Below are 22,304 nucleotides of genomic sequence, written 5' to 3' on the forward strand. Positions count from 1 at the left end.
CGGGTAAAGCTTGCTCGTAGTATTCCAATGCTTTTTGAGGTTGACTTGTACTGTGGTAAACTAGACCAATATTATTGAGAGCATAAGCTTCTCCTGAGCGATTACCCACTTCTTGCATGACGGGTAAAGCTTGCTCGTAGTATTCTAATGCCTTTTGTGGTTGACCTATATTGCGGTAAAGTTCACCAATATTATTGAGAGTAGTAGCTTCTCCTAAACGATCGCCCACTTCCCGATAAATCATCAAAGCTTCGTTGTAAAAGTTTAATGCTTCTTGTGGTTTGCCTATACTACTGTAGTTCCAACCAAGACCAAGATTTGCTACTGCCTCCTTTTCTCGGTCTTTTATTTTTCTGGCAATAGCTAAAGCTTGTTGAAGGGTTTCTATAGCTTCCTGATATTGGTATTGCCTGTTTTGTTGCAATGCAGTTTTTAGCAGTTGCTCTAACTGTTGTATCTGAGAGTTGGAAGTTTGAGCGTAACTCTGTTGTGGTAATAGTGGCAGTACTAGGGGAGTTGTAGTCAGGGTTGTTATTCCTATTAGAGAGGTAATAATAATTCGTTTCATAGTCTTATTTTCCTGAAATAAATAATCGAATAAAATATAATTGTGTTAATCTAATAAACAAATTTGAGCAAAGTAAATTTGAACAAAAATAAATAAATAGCCATGAGTAAAACTTTATATTTGGAAACAAGTGTTATTGGCTATTTAACCGCCAGAGCAAGCCAAAATCTAATTGTTGCTGCTAATATTGCAGTAACCAGAGAATGGTGGGAAACTCGCCGAAGTAATTTTGAAATATATGTCTCTGAAGTAGTCCTAAATGAGATAGCTAAAGACGATCCAGAAATGGCTCAAAAGAGAATAGAGGTTATTACAAACCTTCCCTTTCTCTTTGCCAATGAAACTGTTACAAACTTAGCCGAACAGTTTCTCCAACAAACCAATCTTCCCCTTAAAGCTAGTGATGATACATTGCATATTGCCCTAGCAACTGTTTATGATTTAGAGTATTTTTCAACATGGAATTGTCGTCATATTGCCAACCCTGACATCCAGAGAAAACTATCTGAAATTAGCACTAACTTCGGCTATCAATTACCAATACTTTGTACACCCTATCAATTAGCAGGAAAAAACTATGATGTTACCTGATGAAATTTTAGAAGAAATTTACAAAATTCGAGAAGAACACGCCAAAGCTTTTAACTACGATCCGAAATTAATATTCGCTGATTGTCTGGAAAGACAAAAGCAATTTGAAAAAGAGTGGAAAGGGAAAATCATTAAAACTCCTTTGAAAAAAAGAAAAATATCAAATCCCTCTGTCAATTCCTAGGAAAAAAATTAACGTTGTTGGGTTGCGAGATACACTGAACCCAACCTACAAAGTTATTCTTCTCTTGAGTGAGAAGTAGCAGTAATAATTAAAATTTGTTGCTCCGGTTGAAACTCAATTTCACTGACAATATAACGACTCTTAATAACTTTTCTAAAAGGTCTAGGTATACCCTTTCTCTCATCTACTCCGATCACAGCTTCAGGTTTAATCTTAGCAATACCTTTCTCTGTATTCTCCCATTCCAACCCATCCATTTGTACCTGAAAACGTCGGGGTTTACCCTTCATCTCCACCTCATTCCCACGAATAACAATATATCCAGTAGAAGTTGGCCACCAAATATCCCCATCAAACTCAATCCGGGTAATATTAGCGATCGCTTCTTTGCCATTACTTCCGTCTCTTGTAATAGTCAGGTGTTGAGAGTTTATTTCTGTCAGCTTACCGGATCTACTGTCGCCATCTTTTAGTATCACCCTTGCCCTAACAGGTAATGACATGGGAATAGGTTGTGGTTGTGATTGGGCTTGAGCTTCTAGAATAGGGCTAGAATTGCTAATAGCTTGTTTCATGTCTCCTATCACTACTGTAAGATAGGCCACTAGAAAAATAATTATGATTTTAGTTATGTTCATTGTGGATATCAGATAGAAATATTATCTACTATTATTTCTTCACAAGAAGAGTTAATTTTTCTGAAAATAGCCTCTACTAATATCATTTATCAGTTGTAAAAAGTAAGATTTTATGGACTGAAAACTTTAATACTATTAGTACTTACCCATAGTATAATCCCCTCAAACCCCCCTTAGAAAGGGTAGCTTATAAATAATGACTCCACTTAGAAAGAGGGGCTTAGGAATAATGACTCTACTTAGAAAGGCTAGGAATAATTGCTATATTTATAGATAATGTAATTTGCTTCAGTCAAATCATAACTTATACAAGATGTTGGGAAGAATTGCGGGTTTATTAAGTTTATTAGGGATTGGTTTATATTTTACAGGTTGGATTTATCGTTGGGCTTATTTGGCTTATTTTCAACTGGAAGTAACTACTCTAGATTTACCTTTTGAATCATTTTTAATTGTGCCAATACAGGTATTTTTCGGCCACATATCCAGTGGAGATATTTCTACTATTTGGCGCACTATTTGGATAGCTATCGCTACTTTTATCATCATCATAATTAGTTTCAAAATAATTCAATTTTTCACTCAATAATTAGCAAATATTATTAATCAAATAATTTCTTGGTTGTTACGAAAAACTTTAAAAACCAAACACCATAGAATTAATCGTACCCTCCTTTCATTTCCCAATTTTCAAGCAGTTAATCATCAAAAATATGACAAAGTTTTAATTAATGAAATTGTCATAGTCACCTGGTTATTAACAGCCTTATTTTTCCTTGGTCAAAGTCAGGGAAAAATTGATGCTATTCGAGACTCACGCAACGAAACATCATTTCTTCCAGTAGTGACTTTAATAACACCAGAAAATCGACTACCATTAGGCAGAAAAGTTGACGATACTGGAGACGATCCTAATGTTGGCAGTTTTCGTGTTATTGGAGATTTAGAATTATATAAAGAGTTACTACAACAGGATTATAATAACAAAACTGACCCTAATTATCCGCAAGTTGTGTGGCGACTGCTGATAGATAGAGATGGTCAATATTAGACTTGTCGCTTTATAACTATAAAAAACTGCTAAACCCTTATCATGTAAGGATTTTAGCAATTTCCAGTGCAAAACGTATGGAATTACTACTGTGTCTTAATTTGAGCGATTTTTTCTATCTATTTAGCGACAACTCTATTACATATTCCCTTCTCTGCCAAAAAATGCACCATCAAACGCTCGCCCTCCTGTTGTCGTTATTCAGCAGAGCGATCGCGGGGAATATATTGTTATTCTCAGCCCCGAAGCAGCACCTTAAGTGTGGCAGAGCTGTTTCATTCTCGATAGACACGGACGCGGGGACACGGGGACGCGGGGACACGGGGACAGGGGGACGCGGGGACGCGGAGACACGGAGACACGGGGACACGGGGATGGAGGCTTTTAATTTATGATTAAAAGTTGACTTTTCACCCAAAGAAGTAGAACTGCCCATAACTTTTTCCCCATCAGGCTTTGAAATCATCCCGCATTTATGCAACGCCATAGTGGGAGCATCTTGCTCCCTCGTGGTCATCCTGCCCACACTAGGCATTGTTCATCTACATATACCATTACTATACAGAACTACCGAAAATGGTTGTAGGTAAACTTGTTTCATCTACAACCTACCACCTATAGCAATAGAAAGATAGGTTAGGACTTATGCTGAAAATGAATCAGGACTTACGCAGGCGAACCCAGAAACCCGGTTTCTCATAGATGTCTATTGCTCAAAACAACGATTTATCCTAGAAACCGGGTTTCTTTGCCTAAGTCCTGTGAATCTTAGACTAGGCAATGTTGTTCCTACTGTTCCCTGTTCCCTGTTCCCTGCTATTGCTGGAAATGAATCTTAGACTAGGTAATGTTGTTCCTACTGTTCCCTGTTCCCTGTTCCCTGTTCCCTGCTATTCAACCGCCTTTCAATAGCATTGTTAAAGCGATCGCTCATTTTCCCCATCTCTAAATTAATCAAAGACACACCCTCATCAACTAAAATTTTGAAACCACTTTCAGCATTACCCACCAGACCAACTTTTTGCCAAAAATTAGTCAAATTTTCCTGGAGATATGACTCCCAAATTTTCTGATTTTCTGGCGCAATAGAAACCAAAATTCGGCAACCACCCTCTCCAAACAAAAACTCATCCCACCGAAAATCTGACTTTTCAGCTAATTCCAAATTAACCTCAGCTCCCAACTTCCCACTAATACAACATTCTGCCAGAGCGATCGCTAAACCACCCTCAGCACAGTCATGGGCAGAATTTACCCAACCTTCACGGATACCATAACGACAAACTCCCTGTACCCGACGCTCCAAATCAAAATCTACCTCACTAGGTTTCCCAGCAACCACACCATAAACAGTTGCCAAATATTCTGAAGCAGCTAAAGACGCAACTCCTAAATTTCCAATTAAATAGATAATATCTCCCTCAAGTTGCCAACCTTGCCCACAAATACGACTAATATCGGGAATTAAACCCACCATTCCCACCACTGGAGTCGGATATATCCCCTGGGGATGACCCTCACTATCCAGAGTTTCATTATACAAAGACACATTCCCACCAGTAACAGGAGTTCCGAACTCCCGACAACCTTCAGCAATACCGCGACAACTCTCCGCAAGTTGCCAATATCCCACTGGTTTTTCCGGACTACCAAAATTGAGGTTATCCGTAACTGCCACAGGTTCGGCACCTACACAACTGAGATTCCGAGCAGCTTCTGCTACTACCGCCTTTGCCCCCGTATATGGATCGAGATAAACTAAACGAGAATTGCAGTCTACAGTCGCAGCAACACCAGAATTTAATGGTGGGTTGTCCGTGGAAATTTGCGGACGTAACCGAATGACAGCAGCATCACTACCACCAGGAAGCATAACAGTATTATTCTGCACTTGATGGTCATATTGCTGATACACCCAATGTTTAGAAGCAATGGTAGGAGTATCTAATAAAGTCAGAAGAATATCATTCCAGGTTTGCCAATTTCCTTGCACTTCAATACCTGCTTGCGTACATGATGGCAAAGATGCCGAATTCCATGACCAAGCTTTTTTAGCATATTCCGGTGCATCAGTCAATAACTCCCGTTGATAAATAGGAGTATTATCTGCCAAAGCAGTAGCAGGTATTTCTGCTGCTATTTTCCCCTCAAATAAAATTCGTACAATAGGTTCCTCAATAACTGTACCTGCAACCACAGCATGAAGTTGCCAACGTTCAAAAATATCAATTAATTCCTGTTCGCGACCTTTCTCAGCAACAAATAACATCCGTTCTTGAGATTCTGAAAGCAAATATTCATAAGGTACCATCCCAGTTTCTCGCACTGGCACTTTGTCAAGGTCAAACTCAATACCCACACCACCATTTGTTGCCATTTCCGAAGTAGAGCAGGTAATACCAGCAGCACCCATATCTTGAGCTGCCACTACTGCTCCTGTTTTGAATGCTTCTAGACAAGCTTCGACCAAGCATTTTTCTAAGAATGGGTCCCCTACTTGTACAGCAGGGCGATCGTCAATTGATTTATCGCTGAGTTCGGCACTGGCAAAACTTGCTCCACCCATACCGTCTCTACCTGTAGTGGAACCGACATATAAGACTGGGTTGCCAATACCGGATGCACCAGATTTAACAATTTCGGGAGTTTCCATTAAACCTAATGCCATGACATTGACTAAGGGGTTGCCAGTATAAGCACGGTCAAAGTAAATTTCTCCACCAACTGTAGGTACTCCGAAACAGTTTCCGTAGTGAGAAATGCCGGAAATTACTCCAGTAAAAATGCGTCTAGTTTTGGCATCTTCTAGGGAACCGAAACGTAGGGAGTTAAGTACAGCGATCGGGCGCGCACCCATTGTAAATATATCTCGGAGAATGCCACCGACTCCTGTTGCTGCCCCTTGAAATGGTTCGACGGCGGATGGGTGGTTGTGGGATTCTATTTTGAAGGCGAGTTGAAGTCCATTGTCTAAGTCTACGACTCCGGCGTTTTCTCCGGGGCCGACGAGAATGCGTTTGCCTGTGGTGGGAAATTGTTTGAGGAGAGGGCGGGAGTTTTTGTAGCAACAGTGTTCCGACCACATTACACCGAACATTCCCAGTTCTGCTTTATTGGGATGGCGACTAAGGCGGTTGAGAATTTCTTGATATTCTTCTGGTTTGATGCCTTCGGATGCTATTTCTTCTGGAGAAAAGGGAGTTTGTGACATATATTGTTTCTTTTATTTTGTTTGCGTTTGAGGGTTGAAATTGCTCCGAGAGTACCAAGAGCTAGAAAGCTTAAGGTAGAGGTTGGTTCAAAGACCACGATTGGAGTGGCAGAAAAACTAACGGGCAATTCACTATCTTCTGGCCCAAAATTTTCAAAACCTGGGATAAATGGTGGCGCAGAAAAAATCTCAAAATAACCTGGAGGCTGTAAAAAATCAGCAAAAAACATATTAACAAAGTTTCCTTCCGATGTGAAATACCCAAAGCCAGAACTTGTTAATTGATCAGGATTAAGACTAATTATATTGTCAAGTATAAAAGGTTCGTTTCCTGGTACTGAAGTTCCCGTAGGTTGTAAACCAATAATTGTTTCATCATTTCGTGTACCAGTAATTCCAGTAATTAGGTAAAAACCAAAATCGTCAGGAGTGTCATTAGTAGTCAAATTTCCACTTGCCTCTATGCCAGGAGAGGAATAATTCCAGTTCCAAATTAAAGCAGAGGCAGCTTGTATTTTCCCAAAAACCAATGCAGATGTAGCAGTGAGGACTGTGGCAGATAGTAGAGTTAGATTGTTCATAAAAAAAATAACTATTTTAAATTTAAAACCTAAATATACCCTACTTCCTGCAATCAGTCAAGTATTCCGCACTTTCCAATCATCTGACGAGTTCGAAAAACCATTCTTGAGCATCTTCTCCTATCAATAAGGATAAGTCGCTTTTCCTTGAATCTCACGCCATTTATATAGAATCCGGTTATATAGTATATGTTTATAACTATACTTCAATTTCCCCTACTCCCTTACTCTCTATTTCAATAACTTTTCTACTAATATTTCAAGTTCGGGAAAAACAAGTGTAAAAATAGTTCCTTGACTGTAGTTTTTTTGGACTTGATAATCATCTTTTGATGGTTCTTGAAATACGATGAGTTGTTCATTTACTACATCCACAACCCAATATTCTAAAATGCCAGCACGGGCATAAACAAATCGTTTTTTTTCTAAATTTTTTTCTAAAGTTGTATCAGAAACTTCTATTAACAAATAAATTTCTTCAGAATAGGGATGACGAGTATCATATAAATATGCTGGCATTTTAACAACAGCAATATCTGGTTCCGGTTCTGAATTAGGAAGAGTAACTGGATGTGCTTCATAGATTTTTGCCAGACCTCGAAACTTTTCTCGCAAATATTCAGCAATAGAATCAGTTATTTTCCGATGCAAAGATTTTTCTGGCGACATTTCAATAATTTCTCCTTCTAATAATTCTACATGGCGATTGCTCAGAATACCCGCAGAAATCATCTGATGATAGTCTTGTATTGACCATTTAGCTAAAGTAATCATGGTGCGTTTATGAATAATTTGAGATTGCTATTTAATATTTTACAGGGCTTATATCATGTCCGGTTGAATAGTTATACTTAGGAAAAAGAAAGGCAGAAGACAGAAGGCAGAAGGGAAAGAAATGTTCTAATTTAGCCATTGAATCATTACCTCCTTATCTGTATCGAAATAGTCCAGTCATCTTTACTCAACGTATTTTTAACTTTTTTTTAATAAAAATTATATTGTAGCATTATCTAAGTTGAGGTTTAGATTTATGGCTTTTCAGGATATAATAATAACCTAGCATATTAAAATATAAATACTAGCTAATAATCGGAGATGTCTATTACCTCTACTTAATTCCTTTTTGAAAATACTATGAATCAACTATTACCTTTAGATTTTTCTCACCAAGACCTACGACATCGTGATTTTCAAAGTCAAGACCTAACAGGGGCTAATTTTAGCGGTTCTGACTTGAGAGGTTGCAATTTTCAGGGTGCTATTCTGACAGAGGCAAACTTTCGAGGTGCAATAATTGGACAAAGTAGGAGCAAGATTAGAACTTTGATCGCCCGTTGTGCTGGAGCAGCGATCGCTGTTACTATTGCTAGTACTTTTGCGAGTTTTGTTGCTGATGGAATGGCAGGGGTTGCTGCTTTAATTGCCACTGGTGCTGTAGCAGTTGCTATTACTAATGCTGAGAATGAGATTATTGCTGCGATTTTAACCGGTACTGCAGCAGTTATTGGTTCGAGTGGTATTATCTCTTTTTTGACTGGAAATATACTCAAGGCATTGTTATTATTTTTGGGTTCTGGAATGATTTTTGGATTGGCGATAATTTTGTTTTTTCAAGTTGTTGTAAAGTTGGAGAAGTTATCAAAAACATCTTTTGAGGATGCAAATTTAATTAATGCTATTTTTGATGAAGCAATTATTGAAGATTCTAATTTTTTCAAGTTTTTTAGTAACTAGAAAAATAGTGAAAAAATCAATTATTTATATAATATTAACTTGGCTTGACAGAATAATCATAGAGATTTATAATCCGGCAAGTCAAGTAGAGTAAAAAAGGAGTAAAATTAAGTGAGTAATAATGAACCGATAAATTACGGTCGTTACTATTGGTATGTTCGGGTAACTAAAGAGATAGCAGAAACAGGAGAACAATACGTTCAGGCAGATGAAGCACAGGTAAAAGATGGTGTTTTATTATTCATTCAGCATAAAGATGAAGGAGCAACAATTAATATGGCTTTTGCTCCAGGGACTTGGTTAACTACTTATGTAACTTCTTATCAGAAATAAAGTTAGATAACTATAGCAATCAGGAATGATTTTGATAGATATTTAAGAACAATCAAAATCTTTTGATATTATGAATCCTGACTCGGTCCTCCTGAATCCTGAATCCTACAACCCAAAGCACATAACTCGTGCGAAGATACCAAGTGGGTTAGGATATACCTTAACAAGCTGAAACAAGGAAATACTAATAATCAGCCTTTTTGCTATAAAGTTCCACATCCAAAATAACCATGAGCAACAGTATATTAGACGATCGCTTTTTTACCAGACCCACCGACGGTCAAATTTTCTCATTTCCCATATTAATAGTGGGTGGTTCCACTGCAGCATATTCAGCTACCCTGGGTGCATTAAAAGCGGGTGCTAATGTTTGCCTGGTGCAACCAAAACAAATATTAGGCGGACAATTTACTACCCAAGCATTACCTGCTTCCGATGACCCTCAACTAGACAAAAAATTTAATCCAGGGGAAATATATGAAGATAAAGTAGACCGAGACAAATATGCCTTTTCCAAGACTCAATGGCAGTTCCGCGAACGTAGTCGGGAACTCCAACCAGTTAATGGTAAGAAAATTGATAATCCTGGTGGGGGTTGGGTAAGTAATTTTGCCACGACAACTGTAGTTATGGCACAAGCACTTAACGAAGCGATCGAAGATTTTCTCAGCAATGGCAAATTAACCCTCATTCCTTTTGCCGAACCTGTAGAAATTTTGTTTAGTGAATCTCCCAATGAACGGCGACAGGTAACGGGTGTTGTATTTCAGGATGTGCAGAATAATCAACGCTTCACCGTCAATGCTCAAATTACTATTGAAGCGACAGACTTAGGCGACTTACTAGAATTGGGAAATATTGAGTCGCGAGTCGGACAAGAATCACAAAACGACACGGGTGAAGCACTTCTTCCCCAACAACCTTTTCCCGAATGTCAACAGTCAATCACTTTTTGTGCTGCTGTGGAAAAAACTGCTGAGGGAGCAGGTGTTCCCATCGGTAAACCAGAAGGTTATGGGGTGAAACCTTGGTTGCAAACGGATAAATTTACCAGCACTTTTCAAGGACGAACATTTTTTGAGCGGTTTGCAATTTTTACTTATCGACGCATAAAACGTCTCAAGGATGGGTATATCCCAACTACGAGTAATGGTGATGTGACCATCCTGAATTATGAGTCCAATGATTATAAAGTGGGTCTGTTGACTGGGGTGAGTCGGAGCGATATTGCTCCGCAACGTTGGCACGAACGCCAAAAACATATTCAGCAAGCACGGGAATATACTCAAGCTTATATATATTACCTCCAGTCGCAAACATTAAAAACCAACAATTGGATATTAATAGGTAAGGTAGGGGAATTAAAACCACGGGGAGACTTGACTTGGACTAATGATGGTATTGCTCTGGAACCCTATATCCGCGAAGCAAGAAGAGGGATAGCATTAACAACTATTGTTTACCGAGATACTGCCCAACAATATTATGGCGAGCAAGCACGGGGACATTGTTTTGAGGACAGCGTTGGTATCGGTCATTATGCTTTGTTTGATATTCATCCCACCGATAACCCCAACCACCTTATTTTCAACAGTAAAGATGAGATGAAATGTTTGCCTTTTACTATTGCGTTAAAAGCAATGGTGCCGATCAATACAGATAACCTCATTCTGTCGGCAAAAAGTATTGGCACGACTCATTTGACTAATTCTGTATATCGGATGCACGCCGTTGAATGGGCGATCGGTGAAGCAGGCGGTCATTTAGCTGCTTTTGCTCTAAATGAGGGGGTGGATGTTCGTACTATTGCTACAAATAAACGACTGATTTATAAATTTCAGGGTTTATTAACTCGTAATCAAATTCCCCTATTTTGGTATAACGATATTGCCCATGATGACCCAGACTTTGAGGCGATACAAATTCTCGCTGTGGCAGGTATTGTACGGACTGAGAATTACAATCATTTATATTTTCTACCAGAGGGAACAGTCAACCGAGCAGTTGTTTCAGTGGCAGTGGTAAATGTGATGGGTTTTGAAATGCTTAATCCTGAGTTTCCCACTTTTCTAGATGTACCGAAGGAGCATTTTGCCTATCGTGCCATTGAAACTATGGCAGCAAAGGGTATTGTTTCCGGGGTGGGTAATGGATATTTTGCCCCAAATTTACAATGTACGCGGGAGCAGTTAGCGTTTATTGTTGGTAAAAGTGGAGATTTTGATGTGTTTCAGTTATTTGGGTCTTCCGGTACACCTTTGGATGCTCAACCTTTGAAACGACGAGAGTTATCTCGAATTTTGTATATGGTATTACGATCGCAATATGGCATTGATTAAATATTTTTGTAGTTAGTAATATAACTTCTACTAGAAACCGGGTTTGTATGATATAGCAGTCGCCATTACTATACAGTATGTTTCATAATAGACCTCTCCAGAAAAGGTTCTCAAACCCTTACGCCACCGTTCTAAAATTGTTATTTTTGGAGAGGTCTAATGTTTCATATCAGTGAGGTAAATCTGTGGCGGGCAAGACCCCACACTTTATCGTTAATATTTGTACCTCATATCATGTCCGGATAATTAGTGATGAAAAAAACTTCCTCCTTTTTCCTTCTTCATTTCTTCCCTGCTGACTCGGTCTTCCTGACTCCTCCGTTGTTTATTTATAACTCGCATTCCGCACGTCAACTTGTAACATTAAAAGTCAGAGGATCGATCAGTATTTATACTATATAGATCGTATTCATTGACCTTTCTCAAAGCCAAATTATCAGGAAAATATTAAATATAAATACTTAATTCTTTACTCCTATTAACCACTATTTTTTTCGGCGTTGCTTAAATATAATGATAATTAGACATCTACTCCACGCATAGGGAGTAGGGAGTAGGCAGCTTTGCTGTAGGGAACCCACCCCTAACCCCGACCGTGGAGGGGAAAGAATTGATAATTTCTTTGGGATATAGATATTGATTTTTGATTCTTGGAGATGTCTATTAGCTGAAGGTAAAATTGAAAAACTGATGTTTTGCGCCCAAAGTTAATCTCAAAATCATTACCACTCAGCAACGCCTTTTTTTCTCCTGATTCCTGACTCAGTGCTCCTGACTCCTGATTTTTTATACTACATTTTGAAGTGCGGAATGTGGGTTATAAGTATTCAGTCGGATACGATATCATAATATCACCGAATCCGCTGTATATTCTACAATACCTAAATTTTATCAGACCAACCCGGTTTCTTTACCATTTCATAAAAATCAAATACCTACTAAAAAATTTAATATAGCAATATTTTTTCCACTTTGGTAGAATATAAGAGAAAAAAATTAACTGTTCTAGAATTGGATAAAACACTCTATCGTGATCTTCAGCAAGGGTAATAAATTATGGTAAAAACTAATTTAATTCAGACAATAGCAGTGAATATTCTGAAAGAAATTAACCTCAAAATTACTCACGAGCAATTTGTTTAGTTAGTACTGGTTAACCGAGATTTGCAATGATAAAGGGTAGTCCTATTCTATTTGCTGATAACTACAAACAATTTACATAAAATTTATTGAAACAGATTTGTCAATACAAATTATTGTGAATTTCATTGTATTTTCTGTTTTCATTATTTTTGAATTCAAGAAAATATTAAGAATAATTACAGGACAAATAATCATGTCTTTATTTGTGAGAAGCTGCTGGAAAAATCTGTTTTATTTATAGAGGCTGAATCCATATGTCCAATGAAGCTGAAGAGTTACTACAAAAAGGTCTAGAAGAAACAGAAGATGGCAATTTTGAGGAAGGACTTGCTGCTTTAGACAAAGCATTTGAACTAGAGCCAGACTACTTTAATCAATTTATTCCAATTAATACTAGAGGTAGTGCCCTTTTAGGTTTAGAAAGATATGAAGAAGCTCTGGCTATGTATGAACAAGCATTGGAACAACCAGAGGATTCTTTTGATACTTATACAGGATTAAGAAATAAAGGATTAACTCTCAGTGCTTTAGAAAGATATGAAGGAGCAATTGAATGTCATAATCAAGCTCTTGAATGGTACGATAAATCTGTGCAAGAAGGTAAAGCTTTGAGAGATAGAGATGATTTAGCACCTGTTTGGGAAGATAAAGGATGGGCTTTGATAAATTTTGACAAATATGATGAAGCGATGATTTGCTTTGATAAAGCGATTGAATGTATCCCAGATGATGGGTGGCTTTTATACAACAAAGTTTGCTGTTATGCTTTACAAAATAAGATTGACCAGGCTCTTGAAAATTTAGAACAAGCTATTAATTTAGAACCAGAAGTAAAAGACTGGGTACAAGAAGACCCAGATTGCGAAAACATTAGTTATGAGCCACGATTTCAATCATTAATTTCTAGTTAATTGTATTCCTAAAAAAATTATTAATTGATATTTTTTGGAGAGGGCGATCGCATACTTTAGACAAGCGGTCGCTTTGTTCTTATATCTAAACAAAAAAAAGTCAATTTTTTCTGTCCCTAATTAACACAAATTCACCCAAAAATATGGTTAATAGTAGGAATAATGACAACGCCCTACTCATTTTTAAAATCCCATCTCTTCAAGTAAACGACTTTCTAGCTCTTTCCAGCGCTTAGAAATGGTACTTTGGGTTAATCCCATTTCTGGAGCAAGTTGTGTTTGAGTTTTACCCTGAACTTTTCCTAACCAAAGCTCTTGGTACTTTCGCTTTGGGTAATATTGGTCAAGATTTTGGACAATCTGAGCTGCTTTGAGGGCTAAATCTTCTTTCTCCAAATATTCCCATAAATTCGATTTGCTAGATAAAGTTTCTAGTATAGGCACATTTGTGTCAGATACATATTGATCTAAACTCATGCAATATCGTTTTTTTTCTTGGTCAATACAGTCAACTATTGAATTTTTAGCTACTTTAGCTGACCAACGATAAAAATCCTCAATTGTTTGACCAGAGAATTTTCCCGCTAGGATTGCTTCTACAATCTTCAAGTAAGCTATCTGTAAAGCATCTTCCCAAGAAATATTGGTACTATAAGTACGTTTTCGAGCAATCTTTTCCAGAATTTTTCTATGATCGGAACAATTAATCAATTGATTCCAGTCGCTTTATAACTATAAAAAACTGCTAAACCCTTATCATGTAAGGATTTTAGCAATTTCAAGCTCAAAACGTCTGGAATTACTACTGTGTCTTAATTTGAGCGATTTTTTCCATCTATTTAGCGACAACTCTATTCTTATTATTAGTTAATTCCTGGATGAATAGGGATAATGTGCATGAATTGGCACAAGAAATTCTGCTGCTGTTATGGACGTGCAAAAAAATACATAATTTGATTCATAATGCCAATGTTCATGCATATCGAAACCTAGCATAGCTACATCGCTTCTTGGAACTGGAACTACTTGATTCGTTATCCCACACTTTACTAATGCACTACCAAATAATTAATAGAATTTGGAAAACTGGATTCGGTATGCTCGCCATCTAAAACTTACCTACTACCTGTAGTGGTATGATTACCAAACTCCTACCGTAATCATCTTTTTTCCAAATGGTATATAGCAATTCCCATCTCTGAATAAGGTACAAAATTCGTTTGTTTTAGGCAACAGCTCATCTGGCAACAGGGAATAGGGAATAGGAAGAAAAGTTTACCTCACTAACCGGAAAAACCCTATAACTTTTGTTTAGCAAAGATTTTAACTATATCTAGACCTTGTAATAAAAATATTTTTGACAAATTTTGGAATATTTTCTGCGGCGAAACCGTTAATAGTAACAAGAGGGTTGAAGCATGAAACACTTAAATGTCTCAACCCAGTCTGGAAAACGAACAAGTTGAGAAAATTAGTTAAATGGACACTAAGTTCTTACTTGCCAGAACAGTATTGTTCCAGATTGATAACCAGTTCCTTCACATTAATGTATTAAAAAGGGAGTTATTCAAATGAGTAAAAGTATGCACTCACAGGAGGCAGATTTCTTTTATACCGACAAATCAAGTGGCACGGAACTCAAATTTACACCCAAGACAGATGAAGTAGTGGCTTTGACCGGCGACAAATCAATGGTCGATCTAGAAACGGCTGATGCCTCCGGGAAATTAGTCGGCATCAATACTCAACGGCGTTTTGCCGTGCTACAGGTTCCCAAGGATGAACAAGAGAGGATGGCTGATGCACTTGTGGCAGATCCGCAGATTGCTAACTCAATTCCTGTCATGGTTGATGGTGAGGGTCAGACCCGCTACTTCCTACCCAATGAGTACACGGTGCAGTTTAATGAAGGTGTTAGTGCAAGAGATGCTGAAAATATCATTGAGGAAGTGGGCAGCACAGTTGTCTACAAGCAGCGCACAGACGGTTATTACACCGTCTCCGTGCCAGAGGGTGTCGCTCTCTTTACGGCAATCCGGCAGATGTCTGCGTATAGTGCTGTCGCCTTTGCTGAACCCAGTGAGTTTGGTCTTAATGATGCCCTGTATGAACCGGACGATCCATACTTCAATACACTGTGGGGACTAAAGAATACAGGCCAAACAGTGAATGGTACCACTGGAACCGCCGGTGCTGACATCAAGATTGTGCCTGCATGGGACATCACACGTGGTAAATCATCCGTTATCATTGCTGTGATCGACACAGGGGCAGATCTGGATCATCCCGATCTGAAATTAAATATTCTGCGTCGAGGGGTCGAGGACTGGGACTTTGCTGCCAATGACAAAGTACCAGAAGATGAAGGTAGTAGCACCCATGGAACCCATGTAGCAGGAACTGTGGCTGCAGTTGATAACAACATCGGCGTTATCGGTGTTGCACCGGAGTGTCAGATTATGCCCCTACGTGTAAACCTGACTAGCGGCATGAACGCCAACCGCGCCGATGCAATTAACTATGTTGCTAACCAGGCTGCTACTTACCCAGATCGTCGCTATGTAATTAACTGTAGTTGGAGGATGAGCGGTAACCATGCCGGGGTGAGGAACTCGATCGTTAATGCGGTCAACAATAATGTGGTCGTTGTCTTTGCTGCTGGCAATGCTAACAACAATACAGACATCACACCCCAATATCCAGGGGTTTACCCCCAGGTCATTGCGGTTGCGGCTACCGATCAGCGTGACAAAAAAGCATCATTTTCCAACTATGGTAACAATGTCGATGTGTCAGCACCAGGTGTCAACATCCGTTCAAGTATTGGTGGTGGGAATTACCAATACTACAACGGTACTTCCATGGCTGCACCTCATGTGGCTGGTTTAGCAGCTCTGATCTGGTCGGTCAACCCATCACTGACCAATGCCCAGGTTCGTAAGACTATTGAGGATAACTGCGATAACATCGACAGCCTCAATCCCACCTACGCAGGCAAGCTAGGGAAAGGACGCATAAACGCATATAAATCTCTGTTGAACACAGGACCACGAGGTTATGCTGGAGTGTGGCGCTCCGGCACGGGACGCTATGCTGTGTGGATAAATGCTTCTTGGCAGAGTTTCCGGGATAAGTGGGAAGAGTGGAATGCTCAGGGGTTGCGACTTCAAGATATCCATGTCAGACGGCGTGGCAGTAAAACCCTTTATTCAGGTGTATTTCGGCCAGGCTCTGGAGCTTATGGTTTGTGGGCTAATGTGACCTGGGATAGCTTCAGAGCCAAGTGGCAAGAGTGGAGTAATCAGGGGCTGAGATTGGTAGATATTCATGTTCATCGTGTTGGTAACGAGAATCGCTACTCTGGTGTGTTTCTACCTGGCTCTGGAGCTTATGGTTTGTGGGCTAATGTGACCTGGGATAGCTTCAAAGCCAAGTGGCAAGAGTTGAGCCGTCAAGGACTGAGACTGGTGGATATTCACGTTCATCGCGTTGGAGACCAAACTCGCTACTCAGGTGTCTTCCTACCAGGTCGTGGTGGTTATGGACTTTGGGCGAACACAACCTGGTCTAGCTTTGTCTCTAAATGGCGGGAGTGGAGCAATCAAGGATTACGATTGGTTGATTTGAATATGCATCAAGTAGGTAATTCAATCCGTTATTCGGGTGTGTTCTTACCGGGGAATGATAGCCATTATCTTTGGGCTAATGTTACGTTTGAGAGTCTCCGAGCCAAATGGCAAGAACTAGCAAAACAGGGATTGCGATTAATCGATTTTGAAATTACTAATGCTGAAGATGATGCAGCTAATTTCGCTGATATCAGTCTCGGACGTGGGGAGATTTCATATTCACCGCTTGAGCAGGAGGCGTTTGGGGGGATTTTCGGGCAAGAAACCCTGAACGATGTGGTTGATTTTTCTCAAGCCCCGCTCGAAGGGGGTGGCGGCATTGGAACTGGGAATGGTGCCAAAGCTGACCCTAAAGTCGATCGTGATTTGGAAATGAATGGGGGAGCTTTCTTTCCAAACGAGAGTGAGACCTCAAATGACCAGGAAGGATTAGGAGGTGCATTTTTTAACGTAGAATCTGCTGATTTACCCATGACTGAGGTTGAGGGATACGGAGGAGTCGTTCTGCCAGATTAGATTGAGGAATCTGGAGTTTAGATCACGAGAGCACGGGGTAACAAGCTAGTTGAAAGCTATATTTAGAAAGGGACTTGCGGACGGGAACTGAATAATACTTCAATAAAAATCAAGCGCTTATTGAGAATTAGGGGGAGGTGTAGTGCGTTTTCCCTGGATCTCCCCACAGGGAAAACGCATCTAATTTTTTTGACAAATGTCCAAGAAGATAATTTCAAATGGAGACTATGCGATCGCTTTTTGCATATATCTAAACTAAAAGATTGTCAACTTTTTCTGTCCCTAATTAACATAAATTAAAGAAAAATATTTTTGAGAAATTTGGGAATATTTTCTGTGGCGAAACCGTTAAGAGTAACAAGAAGGTTGAAGCATGAAACACTTAAATACCTCAACTCAAATTAGGAAAATTATCAATTACGAAAATCAATACCATGACTATTGAATTTCGACAAGTAATACCAATTTGAAAAAAGAATGTTACGAATAGTAAGGGGGATAAAAATATTTTTCAGAAGATTTCCCTTTGACAAAAAAGATAATTTCCGATCTAAAACATGGTATTATATTATGTTCGGATAATCAGTTATAATAAACCTTCTGCCTTCTAACCTTGCTCTTTCCCTTCAGCATAGCTGCCCTCTGCCTTCTGCCTTTGGTCCACAGATATTATAAGTATTCAACCGAACATGATATTAAAGGCATTCCCATGCGAATCCTGACTCCTGAATTCCCCTCTTGGGAGGGGTTAGGGGTGGGTTAACTCAAACAAAAATCCCCTAGTCATTTGTAGCAAACATTTATCAAAATGGTATAAACATCTATTTTGATCCCACTAAAGGGCGACAACAACGTGAACCCTATTCTGCAGCTTTTTCTGGAAAAATTTGTACAGCTGAAGCTTGTTTAAAAGGATTTGACATAGGATTTACTGATGAAGATCGTTGGATATACAAAATGATGGTAGATATTGATGGTCTTTCTGTCAATGGAAACACTGTTTCAGGTCATGTAGATTTTTTATTTCGAGACTCATCAGGAAATATTGACGATCGTGACAACGGTTCGGTACAAATTGTAGTCATTGCTGATATTGAGTAATATCATGTCTTATTAAAGAACTATAATAAACAATCTTTACCCAACCTGGTAGGGACGTTGCATGCAACGTCCCTACATTGCGGTTAATTATTGATATAAATGACTCAATACTAAAGTCTTAACCCTTAATTCAGCAAGGCCGAAAAAGAACGGATATTTCCCTAGAGGTCGATCGCACACTATAAACGAGCGATCGCTCTTTTTTTATACCCATATCAAATAATTGTCAACCTTTTCTGTCCCTAGTTAACATAAATTAAAGAACAATATTTTTGACAAATTTGGGAATATTTTCTGCGGGGAAACCGTTAATAGTAACAAGAGAGTTGAAGCATGAAACAATTTAATGCATCAACTCAAGTCAGAAAAATTTAGCAGGAATAGAACTTCAACTATAATATGAAAAGAGTAATTGTTGAACTAAGAGTATCCGCTGGCGCTGGCATGCAGCAAGTTATGGGTGCAATGGGAGTAGATACTGCCCAGTCAGTTGGATTTGTTTTAGATGAAAGTTATGAACCCGTTCCATCTAGCCCTCCGGAAGAACTAGAAGCAAGCTTGGCTATTGCCAATGAAGAAATTGTTCTTATCAGGGGAGAAATAGAGGAAGATAAGGAAGAAGAACTACGAGCATTATCTAATGTTGTAGGAGTATGGACAGATGCAGAAATAGAGCATTTTGAATCCGGATGTCAAATCGAGACTTTGGAGACAGAAAATTTAGAAAAGGATGGTTTTGACTTCCCACCATTCCCAGGAGCAGAAGAAGAATTAGAGCCTGGAGAAACTCCTCCTTTTTCCATTGGTACTGCTACCAGTCCATGCCCACCAACAGATTGTCAGTCTACTAAGGCTAAAGGTACTATTGCAGATGTAGCCAAGTATCTGCGTTGCGATCGCCTCTGGCGGAAAGGCATTACTGGGAAAGGAATTGTGATTGGCATTTGCGATACCGGTGTTGATAAATCTAAGATTCCTGCTGTTATTGGCGGTTGGTCGCCTAATTCTAGCTATCCTCCTGGAACCGATCCTGGTGGACATGGCAGCATGACTGCTACAGATGCTCTTGGTATGTGTCCTGATGCCAAAATCTATGACATTGGGATTCTCAAGAGCAGGGGAGGTATATCAGGTCTTTTGTCCGATGCTATTAAGGCTTATCAGTGGGCACTAGACCAATACAACAAAAACCGAACACCGCAAATCTTGTCCAACAGTTGGGGTATGTTTCAAAAAGCTTGGGCACCAGACTATGCTACAAATCCCAATCATCCCTTTACCCGGAAGGTCGTTGAAGTTATTAACAAGGGGATTATAGTTACTTTTGCGGCAGGTAACTGTGGTCAAGTATGTCCCAGTTCGAGGTGTGCCTCTGACACTGGACCTGGCAAGAGTATCTGGGGGGCTAATGGGCATCCGAAGGTAATTACAGTTGGTGCAGCTAATATTCTCGAACAATGGATTGGATACACCAGTCAAGGACCCGCAGCACTTGACCCCAAAAAACCTGATTTCTGCGCTCCTAGCCATTTTAAGGGATATACAGGCTCCGATAATGGTACATCAGCCGCTTGTCCTGTTGCTGCTGGCGTAATTGGGTTGTTAAAATCTCATTTCACCAATCTAACCCAGGATAAAGCTAAGGAAGCATTGCAAAAAACAGCCAAGAATCTCTGCTCTTCAGGATGGGATTCCCATTCTGGCTACGGTATGATTCAAGGTGAAAGTGCCTATCAATATTTACTTGGCGGTCCTTTCAAATTAGCTCATGCCTCTTGGACTCATGGCACTAGCGTTGAAGTCGAATATCCAGAGCGACTAAAATCTTTCCGTAAGCTAGGTTTCTATACCCTGGTCGAAGGGAAGCCAGGAACTACCAACTGGTTCCACTATGCGATTCCTACCCCTGTCATTGTGAATGGTAAACGCCTGAAATTAGAGTCAGTTATGGTAAGATTCTTGACTCAGGCTGATGCTACAGTTACTAACGTTCACATCTATGATGATAACAGAAAAATCGAAGCCTTTAACGGTCTATCTTTGACTGGAAATCATTGGTTTGAGCGATTTGATGTCTTGAATTTATTGGTACGTTATGGCATAGGTGTCTCCTTGGGAGTCAAATTTGGGACAAAAAGTTCTGGGCATTACCTAGCTTTCTTGTCAGCAGGAGGAGACTTTATCTAATAATACCAATCTCTAAAAAATGATCTCTTTGTAGAGAGCGATCGCATAGTTGAAAAAAGCGATCGCTTTTTTGGGTATATCTAAAAAAGAGGGAGTAGGGAGTAGGGGGAAAGAATTGACGGTTTGTGTTCGATAATTGATTTTATTTTTTATTTTTGGATCTAATACCATTTAAAAAAAAGAATGTTACGAATATTCAGCAATTAACAATGAACAATTAATAATTAAGGCGTTGGTAAATTAGGGTATGATTTGTATTTTTTGGTAATTGCTAAACTATTGAATAACAAATATTTGAGATTGTTCAATTTTTATTTTCATACCTTGATTGACCAACGCCTAATAATTAATAATTACCCCTTCTTAAAACGGATAGGATTGAGTAAAAGGAAAATTTTTGATTTATCCCCTATCCAAGGGGAGGCTTCAAGGCGTGAATTGTTGAATGAATAATTAATTAACTATCAACTCTTAATTATTAATTATTAACTCTTAATTATTAACTATTAATTATTAATTATTCGGTAAGAGCGATAAAAATAATTTTCAGGAGACATCCCTTTGACAAAAAAGATGATTTCCAACCTAACAAGTGGTATTTAAGCAATTCATTCTGACTCCTGAGGACTGGCTCCTGACTCCTAAAAAATCCCCTAGTTATTTGTAGCAAACATTTATCAAAATGGTATAATATACAATGCGGTTGAACAGTCGTCATTGCGACGATAGGAAGCAATCTCCTCAACCCCTGAGATTGCTTCCTATCACTCCGTTCCAGTCGCAATGACTTGAGTATAGTAATTATCCGGATTTGATATAAACTAAAAAATTGTCAACCTTTTCTATCTGTAATTCACAGAAATTAAGCCAAAAACTTGGTTAAGAATAGGAATAATGACAACGCCATACTAATTTTTAGGTAGTGCTGCATAGTAATAATATACAAGCAACAAGGAATGCCTGCACGGGAGCCAGATGCTCCCACTACCGTGCCTCGTGACAAAAATTATGACAATACACGACCATTATACAATGCACCACCACCAATTTTTAAAATTCCATTTCTTCAAGTAAACGACTTTCTAGCTTTTTCCAGCGCTTAGAAATGGTACTTTGGGTTAATCCCATTTCTTGAGCAAGTTGTGTTTGAGTTTTGCCCTGAACTCTTCCTAACCAAAGCTCTTGGTACTTTCGCTTTGGGTAATATTGGTCAAGATTTTGGACAATCTGAGCTGCTTTGAGGGCTAAATCTTCTTTCTCCAAATATTCCCATAAATTCGATTTGCTAGATAAAGTTTCTAGTATAGGCACATTTGTGTCAGATACATATTGATCTAAACTCATGCAATATCGTTTTTTTTCTTGGTCAATACAGTCAACTATTGAATTTTTAGCTACTTTAGCTGACCAACGATAAAAATCCTCAATTGTTTGACCAGAGAATTTTCCCGCTAGGATTGCTTCTACAATCTTCAAGTAAGCTATCTGTAAAGCATCTTCCCAAGAAATATTGGTACTATAAGTACGTTTTCGAGCAATCTTTTCCAGAATTTTTCTATGATCGGAACAATTAATCAATTGATTCCA

At 39.0% G+C, this 22,304-nt stretch carries 19 protein-coding genes; 11 read left to right on the forward strand and 8 right to left on the reverse strand.

Features of this window, described 5'->3' with window-relative positions:
• The coding region (locus F6K18_RS03525; protein WP_287518699.1) for a tetratricopeptide repeat protein at window positions 1-568 on the reverse strand (568 nt) is incomplete at its 3' end.
• 102 nt (window positions 569-670) lie between these two features.
• On the opposite strand from F6K18_RS03525, the gene F6K18_RS03530 reads away from it, so the two are divergent.
• Window positions 671-1,159, forward strand: coding sequence for a type II toxin-antitoxin system VapC family toxin (locus F6K18_RS03530; protein WP_287518701.1), 489 nt, complete (start codon window positions 671-673; stop codon window positions 1,157-1,159).
• Window positions 1,146-1,343: a hypothetical protein gene (locus F6K18_RS03535; protein ID WP_287518703.1), complete on the forward strand. Its 198-nt coding sequence runs from the start codon at window positions 1,146-1,148 to the stop codon at window positions 1,341-1,343. Before F6K18_RS03530 ends, F6K18_RS03535 begins: the two co-directional genes overlap by 14 nt.
• Before the next feature lie 53 nt (window positions 1,344-1,396).
• Here the strand turns inward: F6K18_RS03535 and F6K18_RS03540 are convergent, their stop codons facing one another.
• Window positions 1,397-1,981: a hypothetical protein gene (locus F6K18_RS03540; protein ID WP_287518705.1), complete on the reverse strand. Its 585-nt coding sequence runs from the start codon at window positions 1,979-1,981 to the stop codon at window positions 1,397-1,399.
• A gap of 283 nt (window positions 1,982-2,264) precedes the next feature.
• Here F6K18_RS03540 and F6K18_RS03545 point away from each other — a divergent pair, with 283 nt between their 5' ends.
• Window positions 2,265-2,570: a hypothetical protein gene (locus tag F6K18_RS03545; protein WP_287518706.1), complete on the forward strand. Its 306-nt coding sequence runs from the start codon at window positions 2,265-2,267 to the stop codon at window positions 2,568-2,570.
• Window positions 2,571-2,603: 33 nt separating this feature from the next.
• Complete coding sequence (locus F6K18_RS03550; RefSeq protein ID WP_287518708.1) at window positions 2,604-3,032, forward strand: hypothetical protein; 429 nt, start codon at window positions 2,604-2,606, stop codon at window positions 3,030-3,032.
• Window positions 3,033-3,888: 856 nt separating this feature from the next.
• On the opposite strand, the gene purL is transcribed toward F6K18_RS03550, so the two are convergent.
• From purL to F6K18_RS03565, 3 genes are all read right to left on the reverse strand, one after another.
• Window positions 3,889-6,243, reverse strand: coding sequence for a phosphoribosylformylglycinamidine synthase subunit PurL (purL, locus tag F6K18_RS03555; RefSeq protein WP_287518709.1), 2,355 nt, complete (start codon window positions 6,241-6,243; stop codon window positions 3,889-3,891).
• Entirely contained in the window at window positions 6,210-6,824 is a 615-nt protein-coding gene (locus F6K18_RS03560; RefSeq protein WP_287518711.1) for a PEP-CTERM sorting domain-containing protein, read from the reverse strand. Before F6K18_RS03560 ends, purL begins: the two co-directional genes overlap by 34 nt.
• A gap of 231 nt (window positions 6,825-7,055) precedes the next feature.
• A complete protein-coding gene (locus F6K18_RS03565) occupies window positions 7,056-7,598 on the reverse strand; it encodes a Uma2 family endonuclease (protein ID WP_287518712.1) in 543 nt (180 codons plus the stop codon).
• A gap of 360 nt (window positions 7,599-7,958) precedes the next feature.
• On the opposite strand from F6K18_RS03565, the gene F6K18_RS03570 reads away from it, so the two are divergent.
• The 4 genes from F6K18_RS03570 to F6K18_RS03585 all read left to right on the forward strand — a co-directional run bounded on the left by F6K18_RS03570 (window position 7,959) and on the right by F6K18_RS03585 (window position 13,284).
• Window positions 7,959-8,558 (forward strand): pentapeptide repeat-containing protein, encoded by a 600-nt coding sequence (locus F6K18_RS03570; protein WP_287518714.1) that lies wholly within the window; start codon window positions 7,959-7,961, stop codon window positions 8,556-8,558.
• Window positions 8,559-8,669: 111 nt separating this feature from the next.
• Complete coding sequence (locus tag F6K18_RS03575; RefSeq protein ID WP_287518716.1) at window positions 8,670-8,891, forward strand: hypothetical protein; 222 nt, start codon at window positions 8,670-8,672, stop codon at window positions 8,889-8,891.
• Window positions 8,892-9,121: 230 nt separating this feature from the next.
• Window positions 9,122-11,230, forward strand: coding sequence for an FAD-dependent oxidoreductase (locus F6K18_RS03580; RefSeq protein ID WP_287518718.1), 2,109 nt, complete (start codon window positions 9,122-9,124; stop codon window positions 11,228-11,230).
• A gap of 1,397 nt (window positions 11,231-12,627) precedes the next feature.
• Window positions 12,628-13,284: a tetratricopeptide repeat protein gene (locus F6K18_RS03585; protein WP_287518720.1), complete on the forward strand. Its 657-nt coding sequence runs from the start codon at window positions 12,628-12,630 to the stop codon at window positions 13,282-13,284.
• Window positions 13,285-13,467: 183 nt separating this feature from the next.
• Here the strand turns inward: F6K18_RS03585 and F6K18_RS03590 are convergent, their stop codons facing one another.
• Window positions 13,468-13,995, reverse strand: coding sequence for a sigma-70 family RNA polymerase sigma factor (locus F6K18_RS03590; protein ID WP_287518722.1), 528 nt, complete (start codon window positions 13,993-13,995; stop codon window positions 13,468-13,470).
• An 860-nt stretch (window positions 13,996-14,855) separates the two neighbouring features.
• Here F6K18_RS03590 and F6K18_RS03595 point away from each other — a divergent pair.
• From F6K18_RS03595 to F6K18_RS03605, 3 genes are all read left to right on the forward strand, one after another.
• Window positions 14,856-17,429, forward strand: a complete 2,574-nt coding sequence (locus F6K18_RS03595; protein WP_287518724.1) for a S8 family serine peptidase — start codon at window positions 14,856-14,858, stop codon at window positions 17,427-17,429.
• Window positions 17,430-18,386: 957 nt separating this feature from the next.
• Window positions 18,387-18,530, forward strand: coding sequence for a hypothetical protein (locus F6K18_RS03600; RefSeq protein WP_287518726.1), 144 nt, complete (start codon window positions 18,387-18,389; stop codon window positions 18,528-18,530).
• 399 nt (window positions 18,531-18,929) lie between these two features.
• The gene (locus F6K18_RS03605; protein ID WP_287518728.1) at window positions 18,930-20,717 is read left to right on the forward strand and encodes a S8/S53 family peptidase; all 1,788 of its coding nucleotides are present in this window, start codon (window positions 18,930-18,932) and stop codon (window positions 20,715-20,717) included.
• Between the two features lie 12 nt (window positions 20,718-20,729).
• Here F6K18_RS03605 and F6K18_RS03610 read toward each other — a convergent pair whose 3' ends face one another.
• Complete coding sequence (locus tag F6K18_RS03610; RefSeq protein WP_287518730.1) at window positions 20,730-20,888, reverse strand: hypothetical protein; 159 nt, start codon at window positions 20,886-20,888, stop codon at window positions 20,730-20,732.
• Between the two features lie 879 nt (window positions 20,889-21,767).
• Window positions 21,768-22,304 (reverse strand): sigma-70 family RNA polymerase sigma factor (locus F6K18_RS03615; RefSeq protein ID WP_287518731.1); only part of this gene is annotated, 537 nt, incomplete at its 5' end.

It is taken from the genome of Okeania sp. SIO2C2 (assembly GCF_010692625.1).
In the GTDB taxonomy this organism is placed as follows: domain Bacteria; phylum Cyanobacteriota; class Cyanobacteriia; order Cyanobacteriales; family Microcoleaceae; genus Okeania; species Okeania hirsuta.

Excerpts from the sequence above, each read along its gene's own strand:
- F6K18_RS03585 (WP_287518720.1), top strand. The coding sequence starts at position 12,628 with ATGTCCAATGAAGCTGAAGAGTTACTACAAAAAGGTCTAGAAGAAACA.
- F6K18_RS03535 (WP_287518703.1), top strand. The coding sequence starts at position 1,146 with ATGATGTTACCTGATGAAATTTTAGAAGAAATTTACAAAATTCGAGAA.
- F6K18_RS03565 (WP_287518712.1), bottom strand. The coding sequence starts at position 7,598 with ATGATTACTTTAGCTAAATGGTCAATACAAGACTATCATCAGATGATT.
- F6K18_RS03570 (WP_287518714.1), top strand. The coding sequence starts at position 7,959 with ATGAATCAACTATTACCTTTAGATTTTTCTCACCAAGACCTACGACAT.
- F6K18_RS03580 (WP_287518718.1), top strand. The coding sequence starts at position 9,122 with ATGAGCAACAGTATATTAGACGATCGCTTTTTTACCAGACCCACCGAC.
- F6K18_RS03600 (WP_287518726.1), top strand. The coding sequence starts at position 18,387 with ATGATGGTAGATATTGATGGTCTTTCTGTCAATGGAAACACTGTTTCA.
- purL (WP_287518709.1), bottom strand. The coding sequence starts at position 6,243 with ATGTCACAAACTCCCTTTTCTCCAGAAGAAATAGCATCCGAAGGCATC.
- F6K18_RS03595 (WP_287518724.1), top strand. The coding sequence starts at position 14,856 with ATGAGTAAAAGTATGCACTCACAGGAGGCAGATTTCTTTTATACCGAC.
- F6K18_RS03605 (WP_287518728.1), top strand. The coding sequence starts at position 18,930 with ATGAAAAGAGTAATTGTTGAACTAAGAGTATCCGCTGGCGCTGGCATG.
- F6K18_RS03560 (WP_287518711.1), bottom strand. The coding sequence starts at position 6,824 with ATGAACAATCTAACTCTACTATCTGCCACAGTCCTCACTGCTACATCT.
- F6K18_RS03610 (WP_287518730.1), bottom strand. The coding sequence starts at position 20,888 with ATGGTATTAGATCCAAAAATAAAAAATAAAATCAATTATCGAACACAA.
- F6K18_RS03540 (WP_287518705.1), bottom strand. The coding sequence starts at position 1,981 with ATGAACATAACTAAAATCATAATTATTTTTCTAGTGGCCTATCTTACA.
- F6K18_RS03530 (WP_287518701.1), top strand. The coding sequence starts at position 671 with ATGAGTAAAACTTTATATTTGGAAACAAGTGTTATTGGCTATTTAACC.